Annotated in this window: 23 protein-coding genes; 6 read left to right on the top strand and 17 right to left on the bottom strand. The window is 68.0% G+C overall.

All coding sequences use genetic code 11. From position 1 onward, the window contains the following. Positions 1-6 precede the first annotated feature (6 nt). The 7 genes from ACQY68_RS05230 to ACQY68_RS05200 all read right to left on the bottom strand — a co-directional run bounded on the left by ACQY68_RS05230 (position 7) and on the right by ACQY68_RS05200 (position 4,647). Positions 7-309, bottom strand: coding sequence for a hypothetical protein (locus tag ACQY68_RS05230; protein WP_428151995.1), 303 nt, complete (start codon positions 307-309; stop codon positions 7-9). Beyond that, on the bottom strand, positions 309-611 hold the full coding sequence (locus ACQY68_RS05225) for a hypothetical protein (protein ID WP_428151994.1): 303 nt from the start codon (positions 609-611) through the stop codon (positions 309-311). Before ACQY68_RS05225 ends, ACQY68_RS05230 begins: the two co-directional genes overlap by 1 nt. Positions 612-613: 2 nt before the next feature. Further along, positions 614-958 carry an NAD(P) transhydrogenase subunit alpha gene (locus tag ACQY68_RS05220; protein WP_428151993.1) on the bottom strand — a complete coding sequence of 115 codons (345 nt, stop codon included), beginning with the start codon at positions 956-958 and terminating at the stop codon, positions 614-616. 2 nt (positions 959-960) lie between these two features. Beyond that, positions 961-1,203, bottom strand: coding sequence for a hypothetical protein (locus ACQY68_RS05215; RefSeq protein WP_428151992.1), 243 nt, complete (start codon positions 1,201-1,203; stop codon positions 961-963). Beyond that, on the bottom strand, positions 1,200-2,333 hold the full coding sequence (locus ACQY68_RS05210) for a Re/Si-specific NAD(P)(+) transhydrogenase subunit alpha (RefSeq protein ID WP_428151991.1): 1,134 nt from the start codon (positions 2,331-2,333) through the stop codon (positions 1,200-1,202). Before ACQY68_RS05210 ends, ACQY68_RS05215 begins: the two co-directional genes overlap by 4 nt. 175 nt (positions 2,334-2,508) lie before the next feature. After that, a complete protein-coding gene (locus ACQY68_RS05205; RefSeq protein WP_428151990.1) occupies positions 2,509-2,772 on the bottom strand; it encodes an aa3-type cytochrome c oxidase subunit IV in 264 nt (87 codons plus the stop codon). Positions 2,773-2,850: 78 nt separating this feature from the next. After that, positions 2,851-4,647 (bottom strand): M3 family oligoendopeptidase, encoded by a 1,797-nt coding sequence (locus ACQY68_RS05200; protein ID WP_428151989.1) that lies wholly within the window; start codon positions 4,645-4,647, stop codon positions 2,851-2,853. Positions 4,648-4,732: 85 nt separating this feature from the next. Between ACQY68_RS05200 and ACQY68_RS05195 the strand changes: the two genes are divergently transcribed. The 5 genes from ACQY68_RS05195 (at position 4,733) to ACQY68_RS05175 (ending at position 12,364) form a co-directional block, all read left to right on the top strand. After that, positions 4,733-5,209 (top strand): DUF1203 domain-containing protein, encoded by a 477-nt coding sequence (locus ACQY68_RS05195; RefSeq protein WP_428151988.1) that lies wholly within the window; start codon positions 4,733-4,735, stop codon positions 5,207-5,209. 53 nt (positions 5,210-5,262) lie between these two features. Next, on the top strand, positions 5,263-7,029 hold the full coding sequence (locus ACQY68_RS05190) for a DUF4153 domain-containing protein (RefSeq protein WP_428151987.1): 1,767 nt from the start codon (positions 5,263-5,265) through the stop codon (positions 7,027-7,029). A 137-nt stretch (positions 7,030-7,166) separates the two neighbouring features. Continuing rightward, positions 7,167-8,612: a sigma-54-dependent transcriptional regulator gene (locus ACQY68_RS05185; protein ID WP_428151986.1), complete on the top strand. Its 1,446-nt coding sequence runs from the start codon at positions 7,167-7,169 to the stop codon at positions 8,610-8,612. Positions 8,613-8,783: 171 nt separating this feature from the next. Then, a complete protein-coding gene (locus tag ACQY68_RS05180; RefSeq protein ID WP_428151985.1) occupies positions 8,784-11,534 on the top strand; it encodes a TonB-dependent receptor in 2,751 nt (916 codons plus the stop codon). 110 nt (positions 11,535-11,644) lie between these two features. Continuing rightward, positions 11,645-12,364 (top strand): hypothetical protein, encoded by a 720-nt coding sequence (locus ACQY68_RS05175; protein ID WP_428151984.1) that lies wholly within the window; start codon positions 11,645-11,647, stop codon positions 12,362-12,364. A gap of 283 nt (positions 12,365-12,647) precedes the next feature. Here ACQY68_RS05175 and ACQY68_RS05170 read toward each other — a convergent pair whose 3' ends face one another. The 8 genes from ACQY68_RS05170 to ACQY68_RS05135 all read right to left on the bottom strand — a co-directional run bounded on the left by ACQY68_RS05170 (position 12,648) and on the right by ACQY68_RS05135 (position 18,353). Then, complete coding sequence (locus ACQY68_RS05170) at positions 12,648-13,061, bottom strand: hypothetical protein (RefSeq protein WP_428152593.1); 414 nt, start codon at positions 13,059-13,061, stop codon at positions 12,648-12,650. A gap of 2 nt (positions 13,062-13,063) precedes the next feature. Next, complete coding sequence (locus ACQY68_RS05165) at positions 13,064-13,339, bottom strand: DUF2312 domain-containing protein (protein ID WP_298160803.1); 276 nt, start codon at positions 13,337-13,339, stop codon at positions 13,064-13,066. A 200-nt stretch (positions 13,340-13,539) separates the two neighbouring features. Further along, complete coding sequence (ykgO, locus tag ACQY68_RS05160; RefSeq protein ID WP_008263184.1) at positions 13,540-13,665, bottom strand: type B 50S ribosomal protein L36; 126 nt, start codon at positions 13,663-13,665, stop codon at positions 13,540-13,542. A gap of 160 nt (positions 13,666-13,825) precedes the next feature. Continuing rightward, positions 13,826-14,482: an SMC-Scp complex subunit ScpB gene (gene scpB / locus ACQY68_RS05155; protein WP_428151983.1), complete on the bottom strand. Its 657-nt coding sequence runs from the start codon at positions 14,480-14,482 to the stop codon at positions 13,826-13,828. Further along, the gene (locus ACQY68_RS05150) at positions 14,479-15,297 is read right to left on the bottom strand and encodes a segregation and condensation protein A (RefSeq protein ID WP_428151982.1); all 819 of its coding nucleotides are present in this window, start codon (positions 15,295-15,297) and stop codon (positions 14,479-14,481) included. The genes scpB and ACQY68_RS05150 overlap by 4 nt, the downstream gene beginning before the upstream one ends. Before the next feature lie 3 nt (positions 15,298-15,300). After that, positions 15,301-16,350 (bottom strand): beta-N-acetylhexosaminidase, encoded by a 1,050-nt coding sequence (nagZ, locus tag ACQY68_RS05145; RefSeq protein WP_428151981.1) that lies wholly within the window; start codon positions 16,348-16,350, stop codon positions 15,301-15,303. A 3-nt stretch (positions 16,351-16,353) separates the two neighbouring features. Continuing rightward, positions 16,354-17,094 (bottom strand): SPOR domain-containing protein, encoded by a 741-nt coding sequence (locus ACQY68_RS05140; protein ID WP_428151980.1) that lies wholly within the window; start codon positions 17,092-17,094, stop codon positions 16,354-16,356. 77 nt (positions 17,095-17,171) lie between these two features. Then, the gene (locus ACQY68_RS05135; RefSeq protein ID WP_428151979.1) at positions 17,172-18,353 is read right to left on the bottom strand and encodes a deoxyguanosinetriphosphate triphosphohydrolase; all 1,182 of its coding nucleotides are present in this window, start codon (positions 18,351-18,353) and stop codon (positions 17,172-17,174) included. A 60-nt stretch (positions 18,354-18,413) separates the two neighbouring features. Between ACQY68_RS05135 and erpA the strand changes: the two genes are divergently transcribed. Continuing rightward, the gene (gene erpA, locus ACQY68_RS05130; RefSeq protein ID WP_428151978.1) at positions 18,414-18,791 is read left to right on the top strand and encodes an iron-sulfur cluster insertion protein ErpA; all 378 of its coding nucleotides are present in this window, start codon (positions 18,414-18,416) and stop codon (positions 18,789-18,791) included. On the opposite strand, the gene ACQY68_RS05125 is transcribed toward erpA, so the two are convergent. Together ACQY68_RS05125 and ACQY68_RS05120 are read right to left on the bottom strand one after the other, a co-directional pair. After that, positions 18,775-19,527, bottom strand: a complete 753-nt coding sequence (locus ACQY68_RS05125) for a prephenate dehydrogenase/arogenate dehydrogenase family protein (RefSeq protein ID WP_428151977.1) — start codon at positions 19,525-19,527, stop codon at positions 18,775-18,777. The two genes, erpA and ACQY68_RS05125, sit on opposite strands and share 17 nt — an antisense overlap. Next, a complete protein-coding gene (locus ACQY68_RS05120) occupies positions 19,524-20,858 on the bottom strand; it encodes a dihydroorotase (protein WP_428151976.1) in 1,335 nt (444 codons plus the stop codon). The genes ACQY68_RS05125 and ACQY68_RS05120 overlap by 4 nt, the downstream gene beginning before the upstream one ends. Positions 20,859-20,875 lie beyond the last annotated feature (17 nt).

The following is a 20,875-nucleotide window of genomic DNA, read 5'->3' as shown; positions in this document are numbered from 1 at the left end:
CGCGCATCACCGGGGGTCCGTCCCGGCGCCGCCGGCCGTGCGCGCCAGTCGCCACAGGGCGGCGGCGATGAACAGCGGACCCAGGAAAACCATGGCCCAGTCCACGGCCATCATCGGCCGCTCCTGCACCACGATCCGCGTCAGGATGCCCGAGAACAGCAGGACCACGCCGCAGTCGCGCAGCCTCAGCTTCTGGATCGGGTTCTTCTCGCCGAACCAGCTCCAGACCCACATACCCAGACCGATGCCCGTGGCGATCCACGAGCCGGTCCAGGCGATGCTGGCGGGGGCGAGGTTCAGCGCGTCCATCAGGTCCGCGTCCCTTCGGCATCGACTTGTTTGCGCACCATGACCACGCCCTGCCAAACCATCAGGCAAACCATAGCCGCGCTCAACGCGACGCTGATCCAGTCCTGCGCTTCCAGAACCAGTTGGACGGTGCGCCAAGCGAAATACAGCGCCATTCCCGGGTAGAAGACGCCGATCATCCCCCACTCGAGCCGACGCCTGACCTGAGGACGCATGGGCCCGGCAAGCAGCACGAACGCGATGACGCCCATGATCCCGATCGGGATCGCCAGCATGAAGATGACGTTCTCCGTCGTCATCATGATCAGGCCTTGGCCGCCTCTGCGAGCTTCGCGGGCCGTTCCTTCTTCTTGTACATGGCCAGCATCCGTCGGGTGACCATGAAACCGCCGAAGATGTTGACGCTGGCGAGGGTCACGGCCGCGACGCCGGCGCCCTTGGCGATCCAGGCGTTGGGGCCCGTCGCCTCGCCCGACACGGCCGCAGCCGCGATCAGGCCGCCGACGACGATGACGCTGGAAATGGCGTTGGTCACGGCCATCAGCGGCGTGTGCAACGCTGGCGTCACCGACCAGACGACATAATAGCCGACGAAGATCGCCAGCACGAAGATGGCCAGGCGAAAGACGGTGGGATCGACATGTTCCATATTCAGTCTCGTCCGTTCCGCAGATGAGTTTCGATGCGAACCAAAAGGCAGATCATGGTGCCCAATCCGATGGCTAGCAGCATGGCCGGCAGGAATTGCATCGCGCGATAAACGGCCCCCGCGATGCCGTCGTTCGGGTTCAGTCCCGCCAGCAGGACCGCCCACTGAAGCAGGTAGAGCATCGGTAAAAGAAAGATCAGCGCAAGGCCGACCTTCCATCCAAACGTCGCGATATCTCTAATCACCCCCGCACCCCTTCGTGCACCACGGCCCCGCCGTTGGTGACAACCGACGCCTTGAGGATCTCGTCCTCCAGATCGACCGCCAGCGCCCCGTCCTTGATCAGCAGCCCGGCGAAGGCGACCAGGTTCTTGGCGTACAGGCTCGACGCATCCGACGGGATCCGCCCCGGCAGGTTGGTGTAGCCGACGATGCTGACGCCGTTCGCCGTCGTCACGACCTCGCCGGGCTTCGAGCCCGCGACATTGCCGCCCGCCTCGACGGCCAGGTCGATCAGCACGCTGCCCGGCTTCATCGAGGCCACCTGCTCCGCGCTGACCAGAACCGGCGCCGCGCGGCCGGGGATCAGGGCGGTGGTGATGACGATGTCCTGCTTCTTGATGTGTTCGCCGGTCAGGGCCGCCTGTTTGGCCTGATACTCGGGCGACATCGGCTTGGCGTAGCCGCCGGCGGTCTGGGCGTTCCTGAACTCCTCGTCCTCGACGGCGAGGAACTTGGCGCCGAGCGACTCGACCTGTTCCTTGGTCGCCGGACGTACATCGGTGGCCGTGACCACCGCGCCCAGACGCCGGGCCGTGGCGATGGCCTGCAGGCCCGCGACGCCGACGCCCATGATGAAGACCTTGGCCGGCGCGACCGTGCCCGCCGCCGTCATCATCATCGGGAAGCCCTTGCCATAGGCGTAGGCCCCCTCGATCACGGCGCGATAGCCGGCCAGGTTCGCCTGGGACGACAGGGCGTCCATCACCTGGGCCCGCGTGATCCGGGGCACGAACTCCATGGCGAAGCTGGTGACGTTGGCGCCGGCCATGGCCGCGACCGTGTCCTTCTCCCGGTAGGCATCCAGCAGGGCGACGACGATCGCGCCCGGCTTGATGGCGCTGATTTCCTGCGCCGTGGGACCGCGAACCTTGAGAACCAGATCGGCGCCGTCCAGCGTGGCGCGGGTGTCAGACTTCACCGCCGCGCCCGCGTCGACATAGTCGCTGTCGGGAATGGACGAGCCCAGGCCCGTGCCCGCCTCGACCGTCACGGTCGCGCCCAGGGCCACGAACTTCTTCACGGTCTCGGGAGTGACGGCGCAGCGGGTCTCGCCCTCACGGCGTTCCCGGGTCACGGCGATGGCGACGGCCAAGCGAATCTCCCCATCCAGCTCTGGATCGCAGAACGTTAGGCGCTGGGAGAGTGTGGCGTCAAAGGCGCAGAGAGGCGGTCGCCATCAAATACGGCGCCGTCAGCGCAATATCTCGCCCACCATCCGCGACTCCGCGCAAACCGCGGCCGCCGCAGGGCGTTCGATAGCCGATGACCTAGTGGCTTTTGCCGCTCTTGAGGAACACGGTCCCGGCGACGGCCAGCACCAGACCCGCGATCAGGCCGGCGATGAAGCTTCCGCCCGGCTGGAACCAGAGGACAAGGAACAGCAGCAGCGAGGCGATGGCCAGCGAGCCCCACTTGGCCATGTTCATGAACATGGAATAGGTCGCCGACTGCTCCTCGACCGTCATCGTGCCGTGGATATAGGCGTCCGCGTCGTGATCGGCGTGTTCGGTCGGGGAGTGGTGATCGGCCATGGGTCTGCGTCCGTAGGAGAGGCGTTTGGGCGGTCTTATAGCGATGCGGGGGTTTGGCTCAAGTGCTGCCTCAAGGCCTCACCCCAGCGCCTCGAACTGATCGATAAGTCTTTCCAGCCGTTTCGTGCCGATGGTCCAGAAGGCCGGATCGCGCGGGTTGAGGCCGAACGGCTCCAGCGCCTCGACGTAGGTCTTCGTCCCGCCGGCCGCCAGCAACGCGCGATACAGGGGGGCGAACCCGTCCGGATCGGCCCGCCGCGTCTCCATCAGCGCCGCCACCAGCAGGTCCCCGAAGGAGTAGGCATACACATAGAACGGCGAGTGGACGAAGTGGCTGACATAGCTCCACCAGGCTTCGTAGCCGGGATTGAGCGTCACCGCCGGACCCAGCGACGCGCCCATCTCCTCCACGAAAAGCTCGCCCAGACGGTCGGCGGAGACCTCGCCCTTCGCCCGCTCGTCGTGGAAGCGCGTCTCGAACCGGTGGAAGGCGATCTGGCGCACCACGGTGTTCAGCCCGTCCTCGATCCGTCCGGCCAGCAGGCCGCGCTGCTCGGCCTTCGGCGCCGTCGCCAGAAGCCTGTCGAAAGTCAGCCCCTCGGCGAAGATCGACGCCGTCTCGGCCAGCGTCAGCGGCGTATCGGCCAGCAGCGTCCCCTTCTCGGCCGCCAGCGTCTGGTGCACCCCGTGCCCCAGTTCGTGCGCCAGCGTCAGGACGTCGCGCCGCTCCCCCATCCAGTTCAGGAAGACATAGGGGTGGCGGTCCGCCGTCACCGGGTGGGCATAGGCGCCCGACTGTTTGCCCGCCCGTGCGCGGCCGTCGATCCACGGCTTGTCGAAGAACCGCCCGGCCCGCTCGGCGAACTCCCCGCCCAGATCGCCGAAGCTCTCCAGCACCAGCTCTCGTCCCTGATTCCAGTGGAACCCGCGCGGCGGCGTCGTCTCCAGCGGCGCGTTGCGATCCCACTGGTTCAACGTCGCCTTGCCCAAGGCTTTCGCTTTCAGTGCGTAGTAGCGGTGCGACAGTTTCGGATAGGCGGCGGCGACCGCGTCGGCCATCGCATCCACGGATTCGCCGTCGACCTCGTTGGCCAGGTGCCGGCTGTCGGCCGGGCGTTTGAACCCGCGCCAGCGGTCCTCCATCGCCTTTTCGGCGGCGACCGTGTTCAGCGTCAGCGCCAGGGTCGAGACCCGCGCAGCCAAGGCCGTATTCAGCCCCTCGGCCGCCAAGCGACGCTTCGCCTCCTTCGGATCGGACAGCTGGTTCAGAGCCTCGGCCAGGGTCAGGCTCTCCTTGCCACTCTCGACCCGCAGCGCGGCCAGAGTTTCGTCGAACAGCCGGGGCCATTGCGCCGCAATCGGCATCCGTTCGGCGATGAAGGTCTCCAGCTCCTCGGACAGTTCGTGGGGCTTCATCGCCCGCACCCGCCGCAGCCAGGGTCTCCAGACGGCGGCGCCCGCATCGGCGGCCAGGGCCGCATCGATCTCGGCCTCCTCCAGCTGGTTGATCTCGAGCGTCAGCCAGACGGTCGGCGTCGCGATGGCCGTGATCTTCTCGCGCAGATCGGCCTCGAAGCCCTGCGCCCCCGCATCGGCCCGGTTGGTCGAGGCCGCGAGGAAGGCATAGGCTCCCAGCGCCCCGAGCTTCTCCGACGCCTGCTCATACAGGGCGATCGCCCGATCCAGCGTCGCGCCCAGCGCCTTCGCGTCCGCCCGCTCGGCGACGAACCGGCCCTGCAGCCCGTTCAGCTCGGCGACCGCCGTCCGCGCCGCCTCCAGATCGGCGTCGATCCGCGCGTCCTCCCGGGACGCATAGAGATCGGACAGGTCCCACAAAGGGGGTTCGACAGCGGGGGCTTTGAAGGGCGCGTTCATGCCCTTGGTTGTGGGGTCGCAAACCGCCCGGCGCAACGTCCGAAACCCGCCAGACGGCGGAAGCCGCACGTCGCATACGATCCGGATGACCTACCGCATCGAACCTCTGCCCCTCTCGCCCTTCCTCCCCCTGTTCGTGATGGACGCCGCCGCGCTTCAGGCCGTCGGCGCCCGTCGCATGATCGCGGAGGCGCCGACCAGCGCGCCTTGTCGCGTCAGCCTGACCGACGCCGTGCCGGGCGAGGCGTTGATCCTCGCTCATCACGACCATCTGACCGATCCATCCTCGCCCTATCGCGCCGGCGGCCCGGTGTTCGTGCGTGAGACGGCGGTCGAGGCCGCGCCCCTCATCGACGCGATCCCCGACATGCTGGGGCGACGGCTCCTGTCGGCGCGGGTCTATGACGGCGCGGCGATGATGCTCGACGCCGACATGGTCGAAGGCGCCGATCTCGATGCCCGCCTGCGGGACTGGTTCGCCGATCCGGCGGTGGATCAGGTCCAGATCCACACGGCCCGGCGCGGCTGCTACATGGCCCGCGCCGTTCGTCAGGAAACATAGCTTCCCCGACGTCTCGCCCGGGTTCATGCTCACGTTTCGGGGAGAGACGCGTCATGACCGAGAGCACCAACACCGCCGGCCGCAGTGACCTCGGCCAGAACGACCGCCTCGTCGGTCTGGTCAGGCTGGTGATCGGCCTGACGCAGGGGATCGCCCTCTATCTGCTGATCCGCACAACGGAGGGCGGCGGCGCGACCTGGTCGTCCCGCTTCCCCGAGATCTTCGGGCCCCTGTTGCTGGTCGCTCTCTTCCTGCCGCCGCCCCTGCTGGCGGGCGTGGGTCGCCTGCGCTGGACGACGCTGGCGATCTGGGGCGTCGTCGCGACGGCGGCGCTGGCCTTCCTCGCCTGGCATGACGTGGCGCGTCAGGCGGGCGATGTCGGCCGCCAGATGACCTTCCCCCTGTTCGCCTTCTCGGCGGCGGCCCTGTTCATCGCCCATCATCTGATCGTCCCGGCCGATCGCGAGCGGACGCTGATCGCCTCCTTCCCCGCCTATTTCGACGCCGCCTGGATGGCGGGGGTGCAGCTGGTGCTGTCGATCGCCTTCGCGGGCGCCTTCTGGCTCCTGCTGTTCCTGGGCGCCGCCCTGTTCAACATCATCGGCCTGTCGTTCCTCGGCGACCTGATCGAGAAGGGCTGGTTCTCCTTCCCCCTGACCGGCCTGGCCTTCGCCACAGCCGTCCACCTGACCGACGTCCGCGACGGCCTGATCCGGGGCATTCGCACCGTCGCCCTGATGCTGCTGTCCTGGCTGTTGCTGGTTCTGACCGTTCTGGTCGGAGGCTTCCTCGCGGCCCTGCCCTTCACCGGTCTCGACGGCCTGTGGGAGACCGGCAGCGCCACCGCCCTGGTCCTGTCGGCGGCGGGCGGCCTGATCATCCTCATCAACGCCGCCTATCAGGACGGTCGCGCCGACAACCTGCCGCCCGCCGTCCTGCGTATCGCCGTTCGCGTCGCCGCGGTCCTGCTGACGCCCCTGATCCTGATCGCCTTCTGGGGGCTGAGCCTGCGCATCGGCCAGCACGGCCTGACGCCCGACCGGATCATCGCCCTCGCCTGCGCCCTCGTCGGCGCCGCCTATGCGATCGGCTACGGCCTCGGCGCCTTAGTCCCCTTCGTCCGCAGGGGGTCGCCGTGGATGAAGGCGCTGGAGATGACCAACATCGTCACCGCCATCCTCGAGGTCGCCGTCATCCTCGCCCTGTTCACGCCGCTGGCGGACCCCTCCCGGCTGTCGGTCGGCGATCAGGTGGCGCGTCTGGAAGCCCGCAAGGTCGCTCCCGACGACTTTGATTACGCCTTCCTCCGCTTCCAGAGCGGCAAGGTGGGCGAGGCGGCGCTGGTGAGACTATTGGAGTTTGACCCGGAAGTAGCCGACCACGCGCGGAAGGCTTTGGCCGCCGATGACATGTCTGAGCTCCCCACCCCGGAGCCGATCACTCCGCAGACACCGTTAGTGATCGAGACTGTCGATCCCAACGTTCCTCTACCAGCCGACTTCCTCAATAGGCCGGACACCGACATCAGGCCCAATTGCTATTCCGAAGGCGATTGCGTCGCTGTCGAGCGGGACTGGAACGGCGACGGAACAGCTGAAATTCTCGTCGCCAACGTGTCTTCGGTGGAGTTGTACGCCCGCACACCGGGTGGGTGGGTTCGTGCCGGGCGCTTCGTTGCTCCCATGTGCGGCCACGGCGGCGATCCGCGAGTTGCTTTCCGTGAAGGACGGTTCGAAACCACGCCGCCCGGGTACCCGAGCCTGAAATCAGGAGACATCCCTTTCGTCTTCATGCCGGAGTTTGGCTGCACCACCGGATGAAGATCGCGCCGTTAACCCTGCGCACACCACGCCCTCTCACCCGATCTTCACCGCATCGGGGTTAAAACCGTCCCGAAACGAGCCAGTCCCGCTTCCACGAGGACCGGCCGATCGGTGATGACAAAGGGCGCCCTCACATGGCCAAGACCGTTCTGGTGGTCGACGACGATCCGACCCAGCGCCGCCTCGTCCAGGCGGTTCTGGATCGTGAAGGCTATATCGTCGCCCACGCCGAATCCGGCGGTGAGGCCATCGACCGCCTGACCCGGGGCGGCGGCGCCGACGTCGTCCTGCTGGACCTGGTCATGCCGGGCATGAGCGGCATGGAGGCCCTGGCCGAGATCCGCACCGCGGGCGTCACCACCCCGGTCATCGTCCTGACCGCCAACGGCGGCATCGAGACCGTGGTCAAGGCCATGCAGGCCGGCGCCCAGGACTTCTTCATCAAGCCCGCCAGCCCGGAACGCATCCTGGTCGGCATCCGCAATGCGCTACAGCTGACCCAGCTGACCGCCGAAGTCGGCCGCCTGAAGAAGCACGTCGCCGGCCGCGTCACCTTCGCCGATCTGGTCGGCGACAGCCGCCCGATGCAGATGGTCAAACAGCTCGGCGCCCGCGCCGCCAAGTCGTCCATCCCGGTCCTGATCACCGGCGAGAGCGGCGTCGGCAAGGAAGTCATCGCCCGCGCCCTGCACGGCGCCTCGGACCGCGCCGGCAAGCCGTTCGTGGCCGTCAACTGCGGCGCCCTGCCTGCCAACCTGGTCGAGTCGATCCTGTTCGGCCACGAGAAGGGCTCCTTCACCGGCGCGTCCGACAAACATCTCGGCAAGTTCATGGAGGCCAACGGCGGCACCCTGTTCCTGGACGAGATCGGCGAGCTTCCGCTGGACATGCAGGTCAAGCTGCTGCGCGCCCTGCAGGAGGGCGAGATCGACCCGGTCGGCGCCAAGCGCGCGGTCAAGGTCGACGTCCGCATCGTCTCGGCCACCAACCGCGACCTGTCGACGGCCGTCGCCGAAGGCCGGTTCCGCGAAGACCTGTTCTATCGCCTGAACGTCTTCCCGATCGAGGCCCCGTCCCTGCGCGAACGCCGCGAGGACGTCCCGGCCCTGATCGACCACTTCATCGGCCGCTTCAACATCGAGGAAGGCAAGCGGATCGCCGGCGCCTCGCCCGAGACCCTGGCCCTGCTGACCGCCTTCGACTGGCCCGGAAACGTGCGCCAGCTGGAGAACACCATCTATCGCGCCATCGTTCTGGCCGACGCCCCCTTCCTGCAGCCGCACGACTTCCCGGCCATCTCGGGCGTCGCCATGCCGCTTGAGACCGAGGCCCAGCCCTCGGCCGCGACCCTGAACTACGCCGACCTGCCGCCCCTGCCGGATCAGCCGATCAAGATCCTCGACGAGCGCGGCCACCTGCGCACGCTGGAGGACATCGAACGCGACCTGATCCAGCACGCCATCGAGGTCTACGCCGGCCACATGTCCGAGATCGCCCGCCGCCTCGGCATCGGCCGATCGACCCTCTATCGCAAGGTTCGCGAACAGGGTCTGGAAGGCAGCCTCAAAGAGGCGAGCTGAGACCCGAAAACCACAGTTTTCCCTGACGACGCAGAGTTGCAACAAAGCGCCTCATTGGCGCCGCGACGGATCGTGATGTGTGCGCCGTATAAGGAGGCCGTCGGATCGTTCGCGTCGTTGCGCGTTCGAGTCCTGGCGGGCGTCTCCCCACGCCTCGTTCCGGATTGCTGAATGACCATCGCCGCCGCCCTGCTCTACGCCCTCGCCTCGGGCGCCATCCAGACTGCGCCCGCGCCCCAGACGACAGTCTCCGCCGCCCAGGCGACGCCCCAGACCACCCCGACCCCGGCCGATGACGATCAGGCGGACCTTCCGACAGGCGCCCCCGCCGGAGACGCGGACATCGTCGAAGACGTCGTGGTCGACGGGACCCGCCTGCGCGGCAGCGTCCAGGGCGACATCCCGCCCGACCTGACCCTCGACGCCGATCAGCTGCGCGCCTACGGCGCCTCCAACATCGCCGAGCTGCTGACCGCGCTGGAGCCCCTGACCCGCAGCGCCCGCGGCTCGGGCGGCCCGATCCTCCTTCTGAACGGCCGCCGAACCTCCGGCTTCCAGGAGATCCGCAACATCCCGTTCGAGGCGATCGAACGCACCGAGATCCTGCCCGAACAGGTCGCCCTGACCTATGGCTACACCGCCGATCAGCGGGTCGTGAACTTCGTCCTCAAGGCCCAGTTCCGCCAGGCGACGGCCGAAGTCTCCAACCGCGCCCCGACCCAGGGCGGCCGCAACTCGACGGAGGGCGAGACCGGCTATTTCAGCATCGTCGACGGCACCCGCATGAACGTCAGCCTGGAGCGCAGCCACGACAGCGCCCTGTTCGAGAGCGAACGCGACATCACCCGCGATCCGGGCTCCCAGCCGTTCGATCTGATCGGCAACGTCGCCGGCATTCCCTACGGGACCCAGATCGCCCCGAACTTCGCGGCCATCGTCGCCGCCAATCCGGGCGTGGCCAATCCGACGCTCGCCCAGTTCGCCGCCGGAGCCAACGCCCCCCGCACCGGCAACCTCAGCGACTACCGCACCCTGCTCCCGGCGGGCGACACGACGACGCTGAACGCCTCGATCGCGCGCGACCTGAACGCGACGACCAAGGGCACGGTCAGCCTGAACCTCGTCGACGCCTCCACCTTCTCCTACGGCGGTCTGCCCGGCGTGACCCTGATCGCGCCGGCCGGTCGCAACGGTTCGCCGTTCAACCGCGACGTCGCCGTCTATCGTTATCTCGACGACGCCGGCGCCCTGACGCGCGACACCGACACGACCACGGCCAACCTCGGCCTGCTGCTGGACGGCTTCATCGGCGACAACTGGCGCTGGACCCTGCAAGGCGCCTATGACCGGGTCGAGACCGACACCACGACCGGCCGCGGCCTCAACGCCACGGGCGCACAGGCGGCCGTCACCGCCGGGACCCTGAACCCGTTCGGCCCCCTGTCGCCCTCCAGCTTCACTCGCCTGACCGACACGGCCAACTCGGTCGCCAGCGGCGGGATGCTGGAAGCCGTCTTCACCGGCGACCTGTGGGAGGCCCCCGCCGGCGGCCTGCAATCGACCTTCAAGGTCGGCGTCGACACCCGCGACCTGAACTCCGCAAGCACCCTCGCGGGCGTCTTCTCGGAACGCTCCATCGGCCGCGACCGCGTCTATGGCTCGACCAACTTCAGCCTGCCGATCGCCAGCCGCCGCAGTGAGGTGCTCACCGGCATCGGCGACCTCTCCGTCAACGCCAACGCCGGCTATGACGAACTCTCGGACTTCGGCGGCGTGGTCACCCTCGGCGCCGGCGCCAACTGGTCGCCGATCGAGCCCCTGTCGTTCAGCCTCACCTGGAAGGACGAGGACGGCGCCCCGACGATCCAGCAGCTGAACGACCCGACCATCTCGACGCCGAACAGCTCGGTATTCGATTTCCGCACCGGGCAGACGGTCCAGATCACCCGCGTGACCGGCGGCAATCCGAACCTGGACCCCGAGAGCCGTCAGGTCCTGACCCTCGGCTTCAACCTCCGCCCGTGGTCGGAGCGGGACTTCACCGTCAGCTCCAGCTACACGCGCACCGTCGTCGATGACGCCATCATCGCCTTCCCGACCATCACCGCCGACCTCGAAGCCGCCCTGCCCGAACGGTTCACCCGCGACGCGACGGGCGCCCTGATCGCGCTCGACGCCCGGCCCCTGAACTTCGCCCGCACCGAGCGGGCGGAACTGCGCACCGGCTTCAACTTCTCGCGCGCCTTTGGCACGCCGAGCCCGGCCGCAGCCATGGGCGGCGGTCGCGGCGGCATGCCGGGCGGCGGCATGATCATGATGGGGGGCGGCGCCCGTCCCGGCGGCGGCGCCGGCGGTCCTCCTCCCGGCGGCGGGCAGCAGATCCGCATGGGCGGAGGCCCCGGCGGCGGTGGCGGACGCGGCGGCGGCATGCAGCCGGGTCAGGGCCGCTTCAACCTGTCGATCTATCATACGGTCCGGTTCACCGACACGGTCAGCATCCGCGACAACCTGCCCGAGCTCGACCTGCTGGACGGCGACGCCACCGGCGCCCGCGGCGGCACGCCCCGCAACGAAATCCAGCTCCAGGCCGGGGTCTTCCGCAACGGCTTCGGCTCGTTCCTGAACGCCAACTGGCGCCAGTCGACCCGCGTCGACGGCGGCGCGGGCGGCTCGGACCTGGCCTTCAGCGACCAGACCACGGTCAACCTGAACGTCTTCGCCGACCTGTCCCAGCGGACCAGCTGGGTCGAGAAGTTCCCGATCCTGAAGGGCACGCGCCTGAACTTCGGCGTCCAGAACCTGTTCGACAGCCGCACCGAGGTGACCTCCTCTACCGGCACCGTCCCGCTGAACTACCAGCCCGACTTCCTGGACCCGGTGGGTCGCGTCTATTCGATCAGCCTGAGGAAGATCCTGTTCTAACCGAAACCGTCCCGCGCACCTCGGTAAAGGCCGAGGTGCGCGATGGAAAGCTCATCCGTTGACCTTCGTCAGGAATGTTGGCTCGATCTAGCGAAGGTTGGAGTGTTGCGATGATGAGGCTGACCTCAGTGTTGGTGATGGCGGCGGCCATCCTGACAGCGTGCCGTCCGCTGCCTGAAAACGTGACAGCCGATCAATGCCCGGCCTGGCGAGATATCGACTTCGCCGCTCTTCCGACGAATCTCAACGACGACCCGCAAGCCGCGCTGTTTCAAGACGTCTGGAAGAACTGGACGAACGGGGAAACCGGGATCGTATGGAGTACTAGCGCTCCGATCTCTACCGTCCGCCTCATCACCTCGCCGGGAGGCCTGACGACCGACCCCTCAATCCGGGAGATCATGGGCAGGCGGGATCAGTCGGGCTGGGAGATATTCGCCAGATCGGCGCCGACCGGTCAGACCCTTCAAGTGCAGTGGACCGGGTGGCGGCGGGTAACTCCGACCTCACAAGGCCAATCGAAGCTGGACTCACTCCTGGCCGATCCCTGTCTCTGGGTCGCACCCCATTTTCTCGACGGACCGGTTCGGCTGGTAAACGGGCGCGGTGACGCCAGACCTGACGGGCCATCCACGGGATACGATATTTCGCACGGTGGGCGTCATTGGGGTGGATGGCACTACTCGTGGTCGGTCGGGCCTCAAGGCCGGCTACGTTCGTTGCTTCTCGCCGAGTCATTCGGGGTGCCGGAATCGCCGGAGGACAGCATCGGCCCGGACGGCTGGTTCGATTGGTCGACGCCCTATGTTGCGGAGGGATTGACGCCGTGATCGCAGAAGCCAGAAGACCCTGCTAAAGATCTGGGAATTTTTTCTCTTTGATCTCTTGCGCCCTGCCGGCTGCCCCCCCACCTCCTCCGTGGTCTTTGAAAGGTGCAAGGGGCCGGCTCGGCGTCGCAGCCTTCCGGATTTTCGATGATCCAGCGCGGAGGACGAAACGGTTTCGACCGAGGCCTTGAATTTCAAGGATATTCCAAAAGTTTTCGTCCTGTTTCGTCCTGTTTCGTCCTGTTTCGTCACGGTAGATCCGTCATGACGAAACGGACGAACGGGATCAGCCCTCTCCCGACGGCGGGGTCTTCCGCCCCCAACGCCGCCTCGGCGCCTCGCCGTTGGCCTTGGCCGTGATCTCCTTCAGCTTGCGCCCCTGCATCGACGACAAGGCCTGACCCGGCGCGCCCTTCTCGGGATCGCCGAAGGCGCGGCCATAGGTCTTGATGCGCTCCGAGACGCCCTCGATGAACTCGCCCTCCCATTCGGACAGGGCGATGCCCGCCTTGTCGGCGGCGCGCTTGGCGCGTTTGAGGGCGTTCAGCGCCTTGCGGCGCGCGGCCTCGCGCTCGGCCTCGAACGGGCTGGGCGGCGGCTTGTCTTTCTTCTTGAAGCCCGAGCCGGGCTTGAGCCCGGTCGAGCGCTTGAGCGACCCCGCAGGGTCTTTCGGACCGCCCGAAAGGGGCGTCCGCTTCAGGATCAGATCTCGCCGAGCGCCGACAGGTACAGATCCAGGATCGCGTCCTCTTCCTGGCGCTTGGCCTTGTCCTGCTTGCGGATGCGGATGACCTTGCGCAGAATCTTGACGTCGTAGCCCTCGCCCTTGGCCTCGGCGAAGACTTCCTTCTGGTCGGCCATGATCGCGGCCTTGTCCTCTTCCAGACGCTCGATCCGCTCGATGATGGTCCGCAGACGGCCCTGGGCCGTGGCGTTCAGGACGTCCGGCGAGGCGTCGAAGGTGGCGTCGTCGGCCATGGGAGGTCTCCTAAATCAGACTGGCTGCCCTCAACCAGCCCAAGGGGCGATAGGGCAACAAAGAAGAGCGGGACGCTAACCATGCGGGGGCAACACGCTCAACCGCAGGCACGAAAAAGGTCGCGGACAAAGTCCGCGACCTGTGGGTAGTTCTGAGCTCAATCAGTTCGCGACGCCGTCGCGAGCGAGCGTCAGAAAGCTTAGCCCTGCTTCGCCTTGAAGCGCGGGTCCGTCTTGTTGATCACGAAGACGACGCCCTTGCGGCGCACGACTTTACAGTCGCGGTGACGGGTCTTGAGCGACTTGAGCGAGCTGCGGACCTTCATGGTCGAAATCCTTGGTGGCGCTGACGCTTGCCGCTCGGCGGCTCGCTATTTCAGTGCAGGCTAGAGGCGAATAAAAATAGAAAAGCCGCAGGGAAGCCCGGCGGCGGAGGCGTGCGTATAGCCAGAGGCCCCCGTTGCGTCAACCCGAGTCGGGCCCGGATCAGTCCCCGATGAAGTCCTGGGCGAACTCCGGCTGATCGCCGTCCTCGATCGCGTCTTCCTCCTCCGGCCCGGAGCGCGACGGGTCCGGAACCTCGAACCCGACCGGCAGCGACAGGTCCAGCAGCCCCGCCGCCTTCATCTCCGCCGCGCCCGGCAGATCATAGAGACTGGCCAAGCCGAAATGCTCGAGGAACCGGTCCGCCGTCGCATAGGTCACCGGCCGTCCCGGCGTCCGCCGACGCCCTCTCAGCCGCACGAACCCCATCTCCAGCAGCAGGTCCAGGGTGCCCCGGGAGATCGAAACCCCCCGCACGCTCTCGATCTCGGCCCGGGTGACGGGCTGGTGGTAGGCGATGATGGCCAGGGTCTCCAGCGCCGCCTTGGACAACCGGCGCGGCTCTTCCCGCTCTTCGGTCATCAGGAAGCCGAGGTCGCCCGCCGTGCGGAAGCTCCACCGGTCCGCGACGCAGACCAGCTCCACCCCCCGCCCCTCGTAACGCGCACGCAGACCCGCAATGGCCCGCCCGACCTCGGCCCCCTCGGGCAGTCGCCGCGCGATGTCGGCGGCCGACAGCGGTCCCGCCGCCGCGAACAGCAGGGCCTCGACCCGCCGCTCGATCTCGCCGTCATCGGGTGCGAACTGAATCCCGCTCATGGCGTCAGCTCCAGCGGCTGGCCCTGCCCGCGCCGCTTCAGCCAGACGTCGTCGAAGGCCTGTTCCTGACGCACGTCCATCGCGCCTTCCTTGACCAGTTCCAGACTGGCCGAGAGCGTCGAGGCGGTCAGGCTGGCCTGGCTCGGCCCTTCACCGTCCCGCTGAGGCGCGACCCGATCCAGTGGCGTCCACTCGGCCATGCGCGGCAGAATTTCGCGCAGCCAGTCCCGCGCCGCTTCCAGCGCGAAGGCCTCGACCCGCTGACCCGGATTGTAGTGCCGCGCCTGCTCCCGCCGCCGCTGGCCGACATAGGCGGCCATCAGCTCGTACAGGCTGGCGTCGATCCGGTCGGACGGCACGATCACCGTCGCCTGCGGGTCGCCCCGGGTGAACACGTCCCGCTTCAGCTGCGGTCGGGCCAGCAGGGTCTCCGAGGCCTTCCGCATCGCCTCCAGCTTCTGCAGCCGGAAGGCCAGGGCCGCGGCCATCTCCTCGGCGGGCGGCTCGTCGCCCTTGCCCTTCTCGGTTCGCGGCAACAGCAGCCGCGACTTCAGATAGGCCAGCCAGGACGCCATCACGAGATAGTCGGCCGCCAGCGAGAAATTGCGTCTCCGGGCCTCATGCACGAAGGCCAGATACTGTTCCGCCAGCTTGGTAATCGACAGCTTCAGCAGATCGACCTTCTGCGTCCGCGCGAGGGCGAGCAACACATGCAGCGGCCCCTCGTACCCCTCCAGATCGACCACGAGGACGTCGCGCGCATCGACCTCCTGCGCCGCCGTGAAGTCCAGGTTGGGCTGGAAGACTTCGGACATGGCCTAGGCCTGCGCCTCGCCCACGTCGTGCCCGCGTTTGGCGTCGAGCCGTCCGGCCAGCATGGCGTCGAACCGGTCCCGCGCCTCGCGCACGTCCAGCGGCTCGGGCGTATGGACGATCCGGGCCAGCGCCGCTTCTGCCCGCCGCGCGGCTCCGCCCTTCAGCCTGTGAACGCCCTCGGCGACCTGACGCATCTCGGCCATGTCACCGTTCCAGTGGATGACCAGATCGCATCCCGCCTTCAGCGATTTCTCCGCCCGCTCGGTCAGCGTGCCCGACAGGGCGTTCATGCAGAGGTCGTCGGACAGCAGAAGACCGCCGAAGCCCAGATGCTCGCGGATCAGCTTGATCGCCTTCTTCGACTGGGTCGCCGGCCGCTTCGGGTCGATCGCCGTAAAGACGATATGGGCCGTCATTCCGATGGGCATGTCGGACAGGGCCTTGAACGGCGCGAAGTCCCACTGGTCCAGCGCATCGAGGTCCGCATGGACCGTCGGCAGCTCCTTGTGGCTGTCGGCAAAGGCGCGGCCGTGACCGGGCATATGTTTGATCACCGGGAGGACGCCGCCGGCCAGCAACCCCTCGGCCACCGCCCGGCCCAGCTGGGTGACGGTCGCCGGATCCCTGGCGTAGGCGCGGTCGCCGATGATGTCGTGGGCGCCCGGCGTCGGGACGTCGAGCACAGGGGCGCAGTCGATATTGATGCCGACCGCCTTCAGATCGTGAGCCATCAGCCGCCCCGTCAGCCGGGCCAGCTCGCGCGCGGTCAGCGGATCGTTGGTCGCCTTCAGGTAGGCGTCGCCCGGCGGGTATTTGCACCAGTGCGGCGGCCCCAGACGCTGGACCCGCCCGCCCTCCTGATCGACCAGCACCGGGGCGTCCCAGCCGACGCTGTCACGCAGGTCGGAGGTCAGCCTCAGCACCTGCTCGGGACTCTCCACGTTCCGGCGGAACAGGATGAAGCCCCACGGCCGCACCTCGGCGAAGAAGGCGCGCTCCTCCGCCGTCAGCACATGGCCCTGGCAGCCGTAGATGGCGGCGCTGTTGCTCAAGTCCTAGCGCACCAGGCAGTCGCCGCCGCCGCTTTCGATGGCGGAGCAGAAGGCGCGGGCGTCCTCGCGGCTGAGGCCCGTGAAGGTCGTGCGGTAGACGGTCGAGCCGTTCGAGGCGGTCACTTCCTGCACCCGTTTGGTGGCGTTGCGGGCGAACTGGGGGAAGCGGGCGGCGACGGCGGCGTATTCGCGGTCGGCGATGGCCGTGGAGGAGAAGGCGCCGATCTGGACCGCAGCGGCTCCCCCGGCGCCGTTGGCGACCGGGGCAGGCGTGGTCGCGGCAGGCGTCGTCGGACGAGCAGGCGCCGGCGTCGCGGGACGCACCGGAGACGTCGCCTCGGCGGTCTCGATCGGGCGCGGCGCGGGCCGGGGCAACGGAGTTTCCGGCGGGGCGGTGAACTCTGGCGCGGCGGCCGTATCCTCGGCCTGGTCGTACAGGCCGACGCCGGCTTCAGGATCGACGGGCTGGGCCTCCAGAGGAGCCTCGACCTTCATTTGGGCGATCGGCGTGCCGACGGCGGGCGGAGCGTCCGTCGAAGAACGCAGACCCGAGCGATAGAACAGGACCACGGCGATGATCAGGACCAGCAGGACGCCGGCGCTGACGATCAGGGTGACGGGCGGCGCCTTGGCGGGCGGGCCACGTCGCGCGTCGAAGCCGCCGCGATTGAACGGCAGGTCGTCGTCCGTCGGCGGCGTATAGGCGCCGCGGTCGCGGGGGCGGTTGTCGTCGTCATAGGACATGGTCGTCGCCTTCTCGGGGTCCGCCGCGAATCGACGCGTCGGCCTGACAGTCTACCCCCCGCAGCGCCTCTTTCGAATCACAGATCGAGGGCGAGGTCGAGGTTGAACAGCTTCCTGTGTTCCTCGATCGCATAGCGGTCGGTCATGCCGGCGATGTAGTCGCAGACGGCCCGGGCCCGCTTGTGCTGGTCCGGGGTCGCGGCGAGCACGCCCCATTCGGTAGGCATGACCTCCGGCTCGGCCATGAACAGCTGGAACATGTCCGCCAGAATCCGCCGCGCCTGACTGCGGGTGCGGTTGACGCGGTAGTGGCGATACATCCGCTCGAACAGGAAGCGACGCAGGACGCCTAGGTCAGCCATCATCGGATCGGAGAACTGGACAAGGGTCCTGCGCGCCGCGCGGACATCTTCGACCGACCGGATGTCATCGTCGGCGAGGCGGCGTTCAGTCTCCGTCAGAACGTCGTCGACCATGACGCCGATCATGCGACGCACGGCTTCCAGCCGCGTCATCCGCTCGTTGAGGTCGGGCCAGTCGCGGCGGGTCTGATGCAGGATCGGGCCGATCATGGGCACGTCGGCGAGGTCGGCGAGGCTGAACAGACCTGCCTGCACCCCGTCGTCCACGTCGTGGTTGTTGTAGGCGATGTCGTCGGCGATGGCTGCGGACTGGGCCTCCAGCGAGGCGAAGCTGTCCAGACGCAGGTCCCAGCCTTTCGCGTAGTCGGCGATGGCGCGCCAGGCGGGCTGGTCCAGCATGTGGCTGACCGGACCGTTGTGCTTGACCACGCCCTCGACCGTCTCCCAGCTCAGGTTGAGCCCGTCGAAGGCCGGGTAGCGGCTTTCCAGCCTGGTCACGACGCGGAAGGTCTGGACGTTGTGATCGAAACCGCCCCACGGCTCCATCTGGGCCTGCAGTTCATCCTCGCCGGCGTGGCCGAAGGGCGGGTGGCCGAGGTCGTGGGCCAGGGCGACGGTCTCGGCCAGTTCGCCGTCCAGCCGCAGGGCATGGGCCAGGGAGCGGGCAATCTGGCTGACTTCCAGCGAGTGGGTCAGTCGGGTGCGGTAGTGGTCGCCTTCATGGGCCACGAAGACCTGGGTCTTCTCCTTCAGGCGGCGGAAGGCGGTGGAGTGGATGATCCGGTCGCGGTCGCGGGCGAAGGCGTTGCGCGTGCGGCTCGGCGCCTCGGGAACCAGGCGTCCGCGCGAATTGGCGGCCAGTTCGGCGTAGGGGGCGCGGACGTCGGTCTGGCTCAAGCGCGAAGTTCTCTCGGTCGGCCTTTGCGAACGGGCCTGTGCAGCCTCATATAGGCGGGTATGACCTCCGTCCAACCGCCGATACTCGAACTCAAGATCGCCAGGCGCGCGCCGGAGGGCATCGTGCTGGCCGAGAGCGCGGCAAAGCGGCTGGCGCGGCTGGCGGAGACCGAGGGCCATCCCGTCCTGCTGCGCGTGGCGGTCGACGGCGGCGGTTGCTCCGGCTTCCAGTACCGGCTGGACCTTGTCGAGGCCGGCGAGGCGGACGATCTGCGGATCGAGACCGACGGCCAGGTCGCGCTGGTGGATCCCGTCTCCGTGCCGTTCCTCAAGGGCTCCGAGATCGTCTACGTCGATGAACTGGCCGGCGCACAGTTCGTGATCCGCAATCCGAACGCGGCGACCAGTTGCGGCTGCGGCGTCAGCTTCTCGATCTAGCGCCTCCATCGAGGTCGGCCCGCGCCTGTTCGGCCAGGTCGAAGAACCGGCGGCGGACGTCGGCGGCGAAGGGATTGTCGCGCTCGATGGCGCGGAAGACGGCCGGCGAGTCGTAGCGCACCATCTCCACCGCCTGCATGATCCGCTCGAAGCTGACCGTGGTCATCCGCGTCGGCAGGGGCTCCATCGACAGCAGGACGCGCGAGATCAGGTGGGTCAGGCCCTGGACCATGGCGGCCTCGCGGTCATGATCCTCGGACGAAACGATGAAGACCTTCAGCTTCAGCGCATGGCGGCAGAAGGCGGCGACACGGCGGGCGATCCGGTCGCCTCGCACCGGGCAGACCGCGATACGGAGGCCGGCGATGCCGTCGCGGGCGCTCTGGGGTCCGAACAGGGGGTGGGTTCCCACGGCCCGGACATGAGCCGGCAGGCGATCGGCCATCAACCGGGCGGGCAGCACCTTGACCGAGCCGACGTCGATGACGAGGGCTCCCTCTCCCAGATGCGGCTCGATGGCCGTCAGGGTGTTGGCGAGCGCCTCGACCGGGACGGCGAGGATCACCACCGGACAGGCGGCGGCGGTCGCGAGGTCGGTCAGCCGGGCGACGCCGTCGCTGTCGGTCGCGTTGGGGTCGAAGGCGAGGACGTCGAACCAGGCTGCCAGATGCCGGGCGGTCAGGCGTCCGAAGGCGCCGTAGCCGATCAGACCCAGTTGCAACCGGGGCGAGGTCACGCCTGCAGCGTTTCCTGGAACCGGACCGGCCGACCGTGGGCTGAGCCGATCAGTTCGCCGTCGGACATCACGACGCGGCCACGCACGATGGTCTTCATCGGCCAGCCCCTGGCCTCGAAGCCGTCGAAGGGAGTCCAGCCGCAGCGGCTGGCCTGATCCTCGTGGCGGATGGTCCGTTGCGCCTTCAGGTCGATCAGGGTCAGGTCGGCGTCCCAGCCCTCGGCCATCCGGCCCTTGCCGGCGATGTTGAAGATGCGCTGGGCGCCGGCCGAGGTCAGGTCGATGAACCGTTCCAGCGACAGACGACCCTCGGCGACGTGGGTCAGCATGACGGCGGGCAGGGTCTGGACGCCGGGCATGCCCGAGGGCGAGGCCGGATAGGGCTTGGCCTTCTCTACCTTAGTATGGGGGGCGTGGTCGGAGCCGAGGACGTCGACGACGCCCTGCTGGATGCCGCGCCACAGACCGTCGATGTGGTGACGGTTGCGGATCGGCGGGTTCATCTGGGCATAGCCCTTCAGCCGCTCGTAGGCTTCGTCGCCATCGAGGGTCAGGTGCTGGGGCGTGGTCTCGACCGAGGCGATGTCGCGGTGGTCGGCGAGGAATTCGATCTCCTCCGCCGTCGAGACGTGCAGGACGTGGATGCGCTTGCCGACCTCGCGCGCCAGCCGGACGAGGCGGCGCGTGGACATGATCGCGCTCTCGGCGTCGCGGACGTCGGTGTGGCTGGTCCAGTCGCCGGTGCGGGCCAGTTCGCGACGCTCCGCCAGACGGTATTCGTCCTCGGAGTGGAAGGTGGCGCGGCGGGAAACGGCGTTCAGCACCTCACGCACGCCGTCGTCGTCGGCGATCAGCAGGTCGCCGGTCGAGGCGCCCATGAAGACCTTGACCCCGCAGCAGCCGGGCAGTCGCTCCAGCTCGCCCAGATGGGCCGCGTTGCCGTGGGTGCCGCCGATGTAGAAGGCGTGGTCGGTCCACATCCGGTCGCGGGCGCGGGCCAGCTTGTCTTCGAGAGTGGCCGGATCGGTGGTGTTGGGATTGGTGTTCGGCATTTCGAACACGGCGACGACGCCGCCGAGGGCCGCGGCGCGTGAGCCGGTCTCGAGGTCTTCCTTCCATTCCAGGCCCGGCTCGCGGAAGTGGACCTGGGTGTCGATGATGCCGGGAATGACGGTCAGGCCCGTGGCGTCGACGACCTGACCCGCCGAGGCCTGACCCAGATCGCCGATGAAGGCGATCTTGCCGTCGCGAACCCCGACGTCGGCCATACCGCGCCCGGAGTGGTTCGCGACCTCGCCGCCGCGGACGATCAGGTCAAAGGTCTGGGTCATGGGTTATCCGGCGAAAA

This window comes from Brevundimonas sp., assembly GCF_965278935.1.
Classification (GTDB): Bacteria; Pseudomonadota; Alphaproteobacteria; order Caulobacterales; family Caulobacteraceae; genus Brevundimonas.
The sequence above is the reverse complement of the archived record's forward strand: the minus strand, read 5'-3'. Positions and strand labels throughout refer to the sequence as shown.

Excerpts from the sequence above, each read along its gene's own strand:
- ACQY68_RS05230 (WP_428151995.1), bottom strand. The coding sequence starts at position 309 with ATGGACGCGCTGAACCTCGCCCCCGCCAGCATCGCCTGGACCGGCTCG.
- ACQY68_RS05225 (WP_428151994.1), bottom strand. The coding sequence starts at position 611 with ATGATGACGACGGAGAACGTCATCTTCATGCTGGCGATCCCGATCGGG.
- ACQY68_RS05220 (WP_428151993.1), bottom strand. The coding sequence starts at position 958 with ATGGAACATGTCGATCCCACCGTCTTTCGCCTGGCCATCTTCGTGCTG.
- ACQY68_RS05205 (WP_428151990.1), bottom strand. The coding sequence starts at position 2,772 with ATGGCCGATCACCACTCCCCGACCGAACACGCCGATCACGACGCGGAC.
- ACQY68_RS05200 (WP_428151989.1), bottom strand. The coding sequence starts at position 4,647 with ATGAACGCGCCCTTCAAAGCCCCCGCTGTCGAACCCCCTTTGTGGGAC.
- ACQY68_RS05195 (WP_428151988.1), top strand. The coding sequence starts at position 4,733 with ATGACCTACCGCATCGAACCTCTGCCCCTCTCGCCCTTCCTCCCCCTG.
- ACQY68_RS05190 (WP_428151987.1), top strand. The coding sequence starts at position 5,263 with ATGACCGAGAGCACCAACACCGCCGGCCGCAGTGACCTCGGCCAGAAC.
- ACQY68_RS05185 (WP_428151986.1), top strand. The coding sequence starts at position 7,167 with ATGGCCAAGACCGTTCTGGTGGTCGACGACGATCCGACCCAGCGCCGC.
- ACQY68_RS05180 (WP_428151985.1), top strand. The coding sequence starts at position 8,784 with ATGACCATCGCCGCCGCCCTGCTCTACGCCCTCGCCTCGGGCGCCATC.
- ACQY68_RS05175 (WP_428151984.1), top strand. The coding sequence starts at position 11,645 with ATGATGAGGCTGACCTCAGTGTTGGTGATGGCGGCGGCCATCCTGACA.
- ACQY68_RS05165 (WP_298160803.1), bottom strand. The coding sequence starts at position 13,339 with ATGGCCGACGACGCCACCTTCGACGCCTCGCCGGACGTCCTGAACGCC.
- ykgO (WP_008263184.1), bottom strand. The coding sequence starts at position 13,665 with ATGAAGGTCCGCAGCTCGCTCAAGTCGCTCAAGACCCGTCACCGCGAC.
- scpB (WP_428151983.1), bottom strand. The coding sequence starts at position 14,482 with ATGAGCGGGATTCAGTTCGCACCCGATGACGGCGAGATCGAGCGGCGG.
- ACQY68_RS05150 (WP_428151982.1), bottom strand. The coding sequence starts at position 15,297 with ATGTCCGAAGTCTTCCAGCCCAACCTGGACTTCACGGCGGCGCAGGAG.
- ACQY68_RS05140 (WP_428151980.1), bottom strand. The coding sequence starts at position 17,094 with ATGTCCTATGACGACGACAACCGCCCCCGCGACCGCGGCGCCTATACG.
- erpA (WP_428151978.1), top strand. The coding sequence starts at position 18,414 with ATGACCTCCGTCCAACCGCCGATACTCGAACTCAAGATCGCCAGGCGC.
- ACQY68_RS05120 (WP_428151976.1), bottom strand. The coding sequence starts at position 20,858 with ATGACCCAGACCTTTGACCTGATCGTCCGCGGCGGCGAGGTCGCGAAC.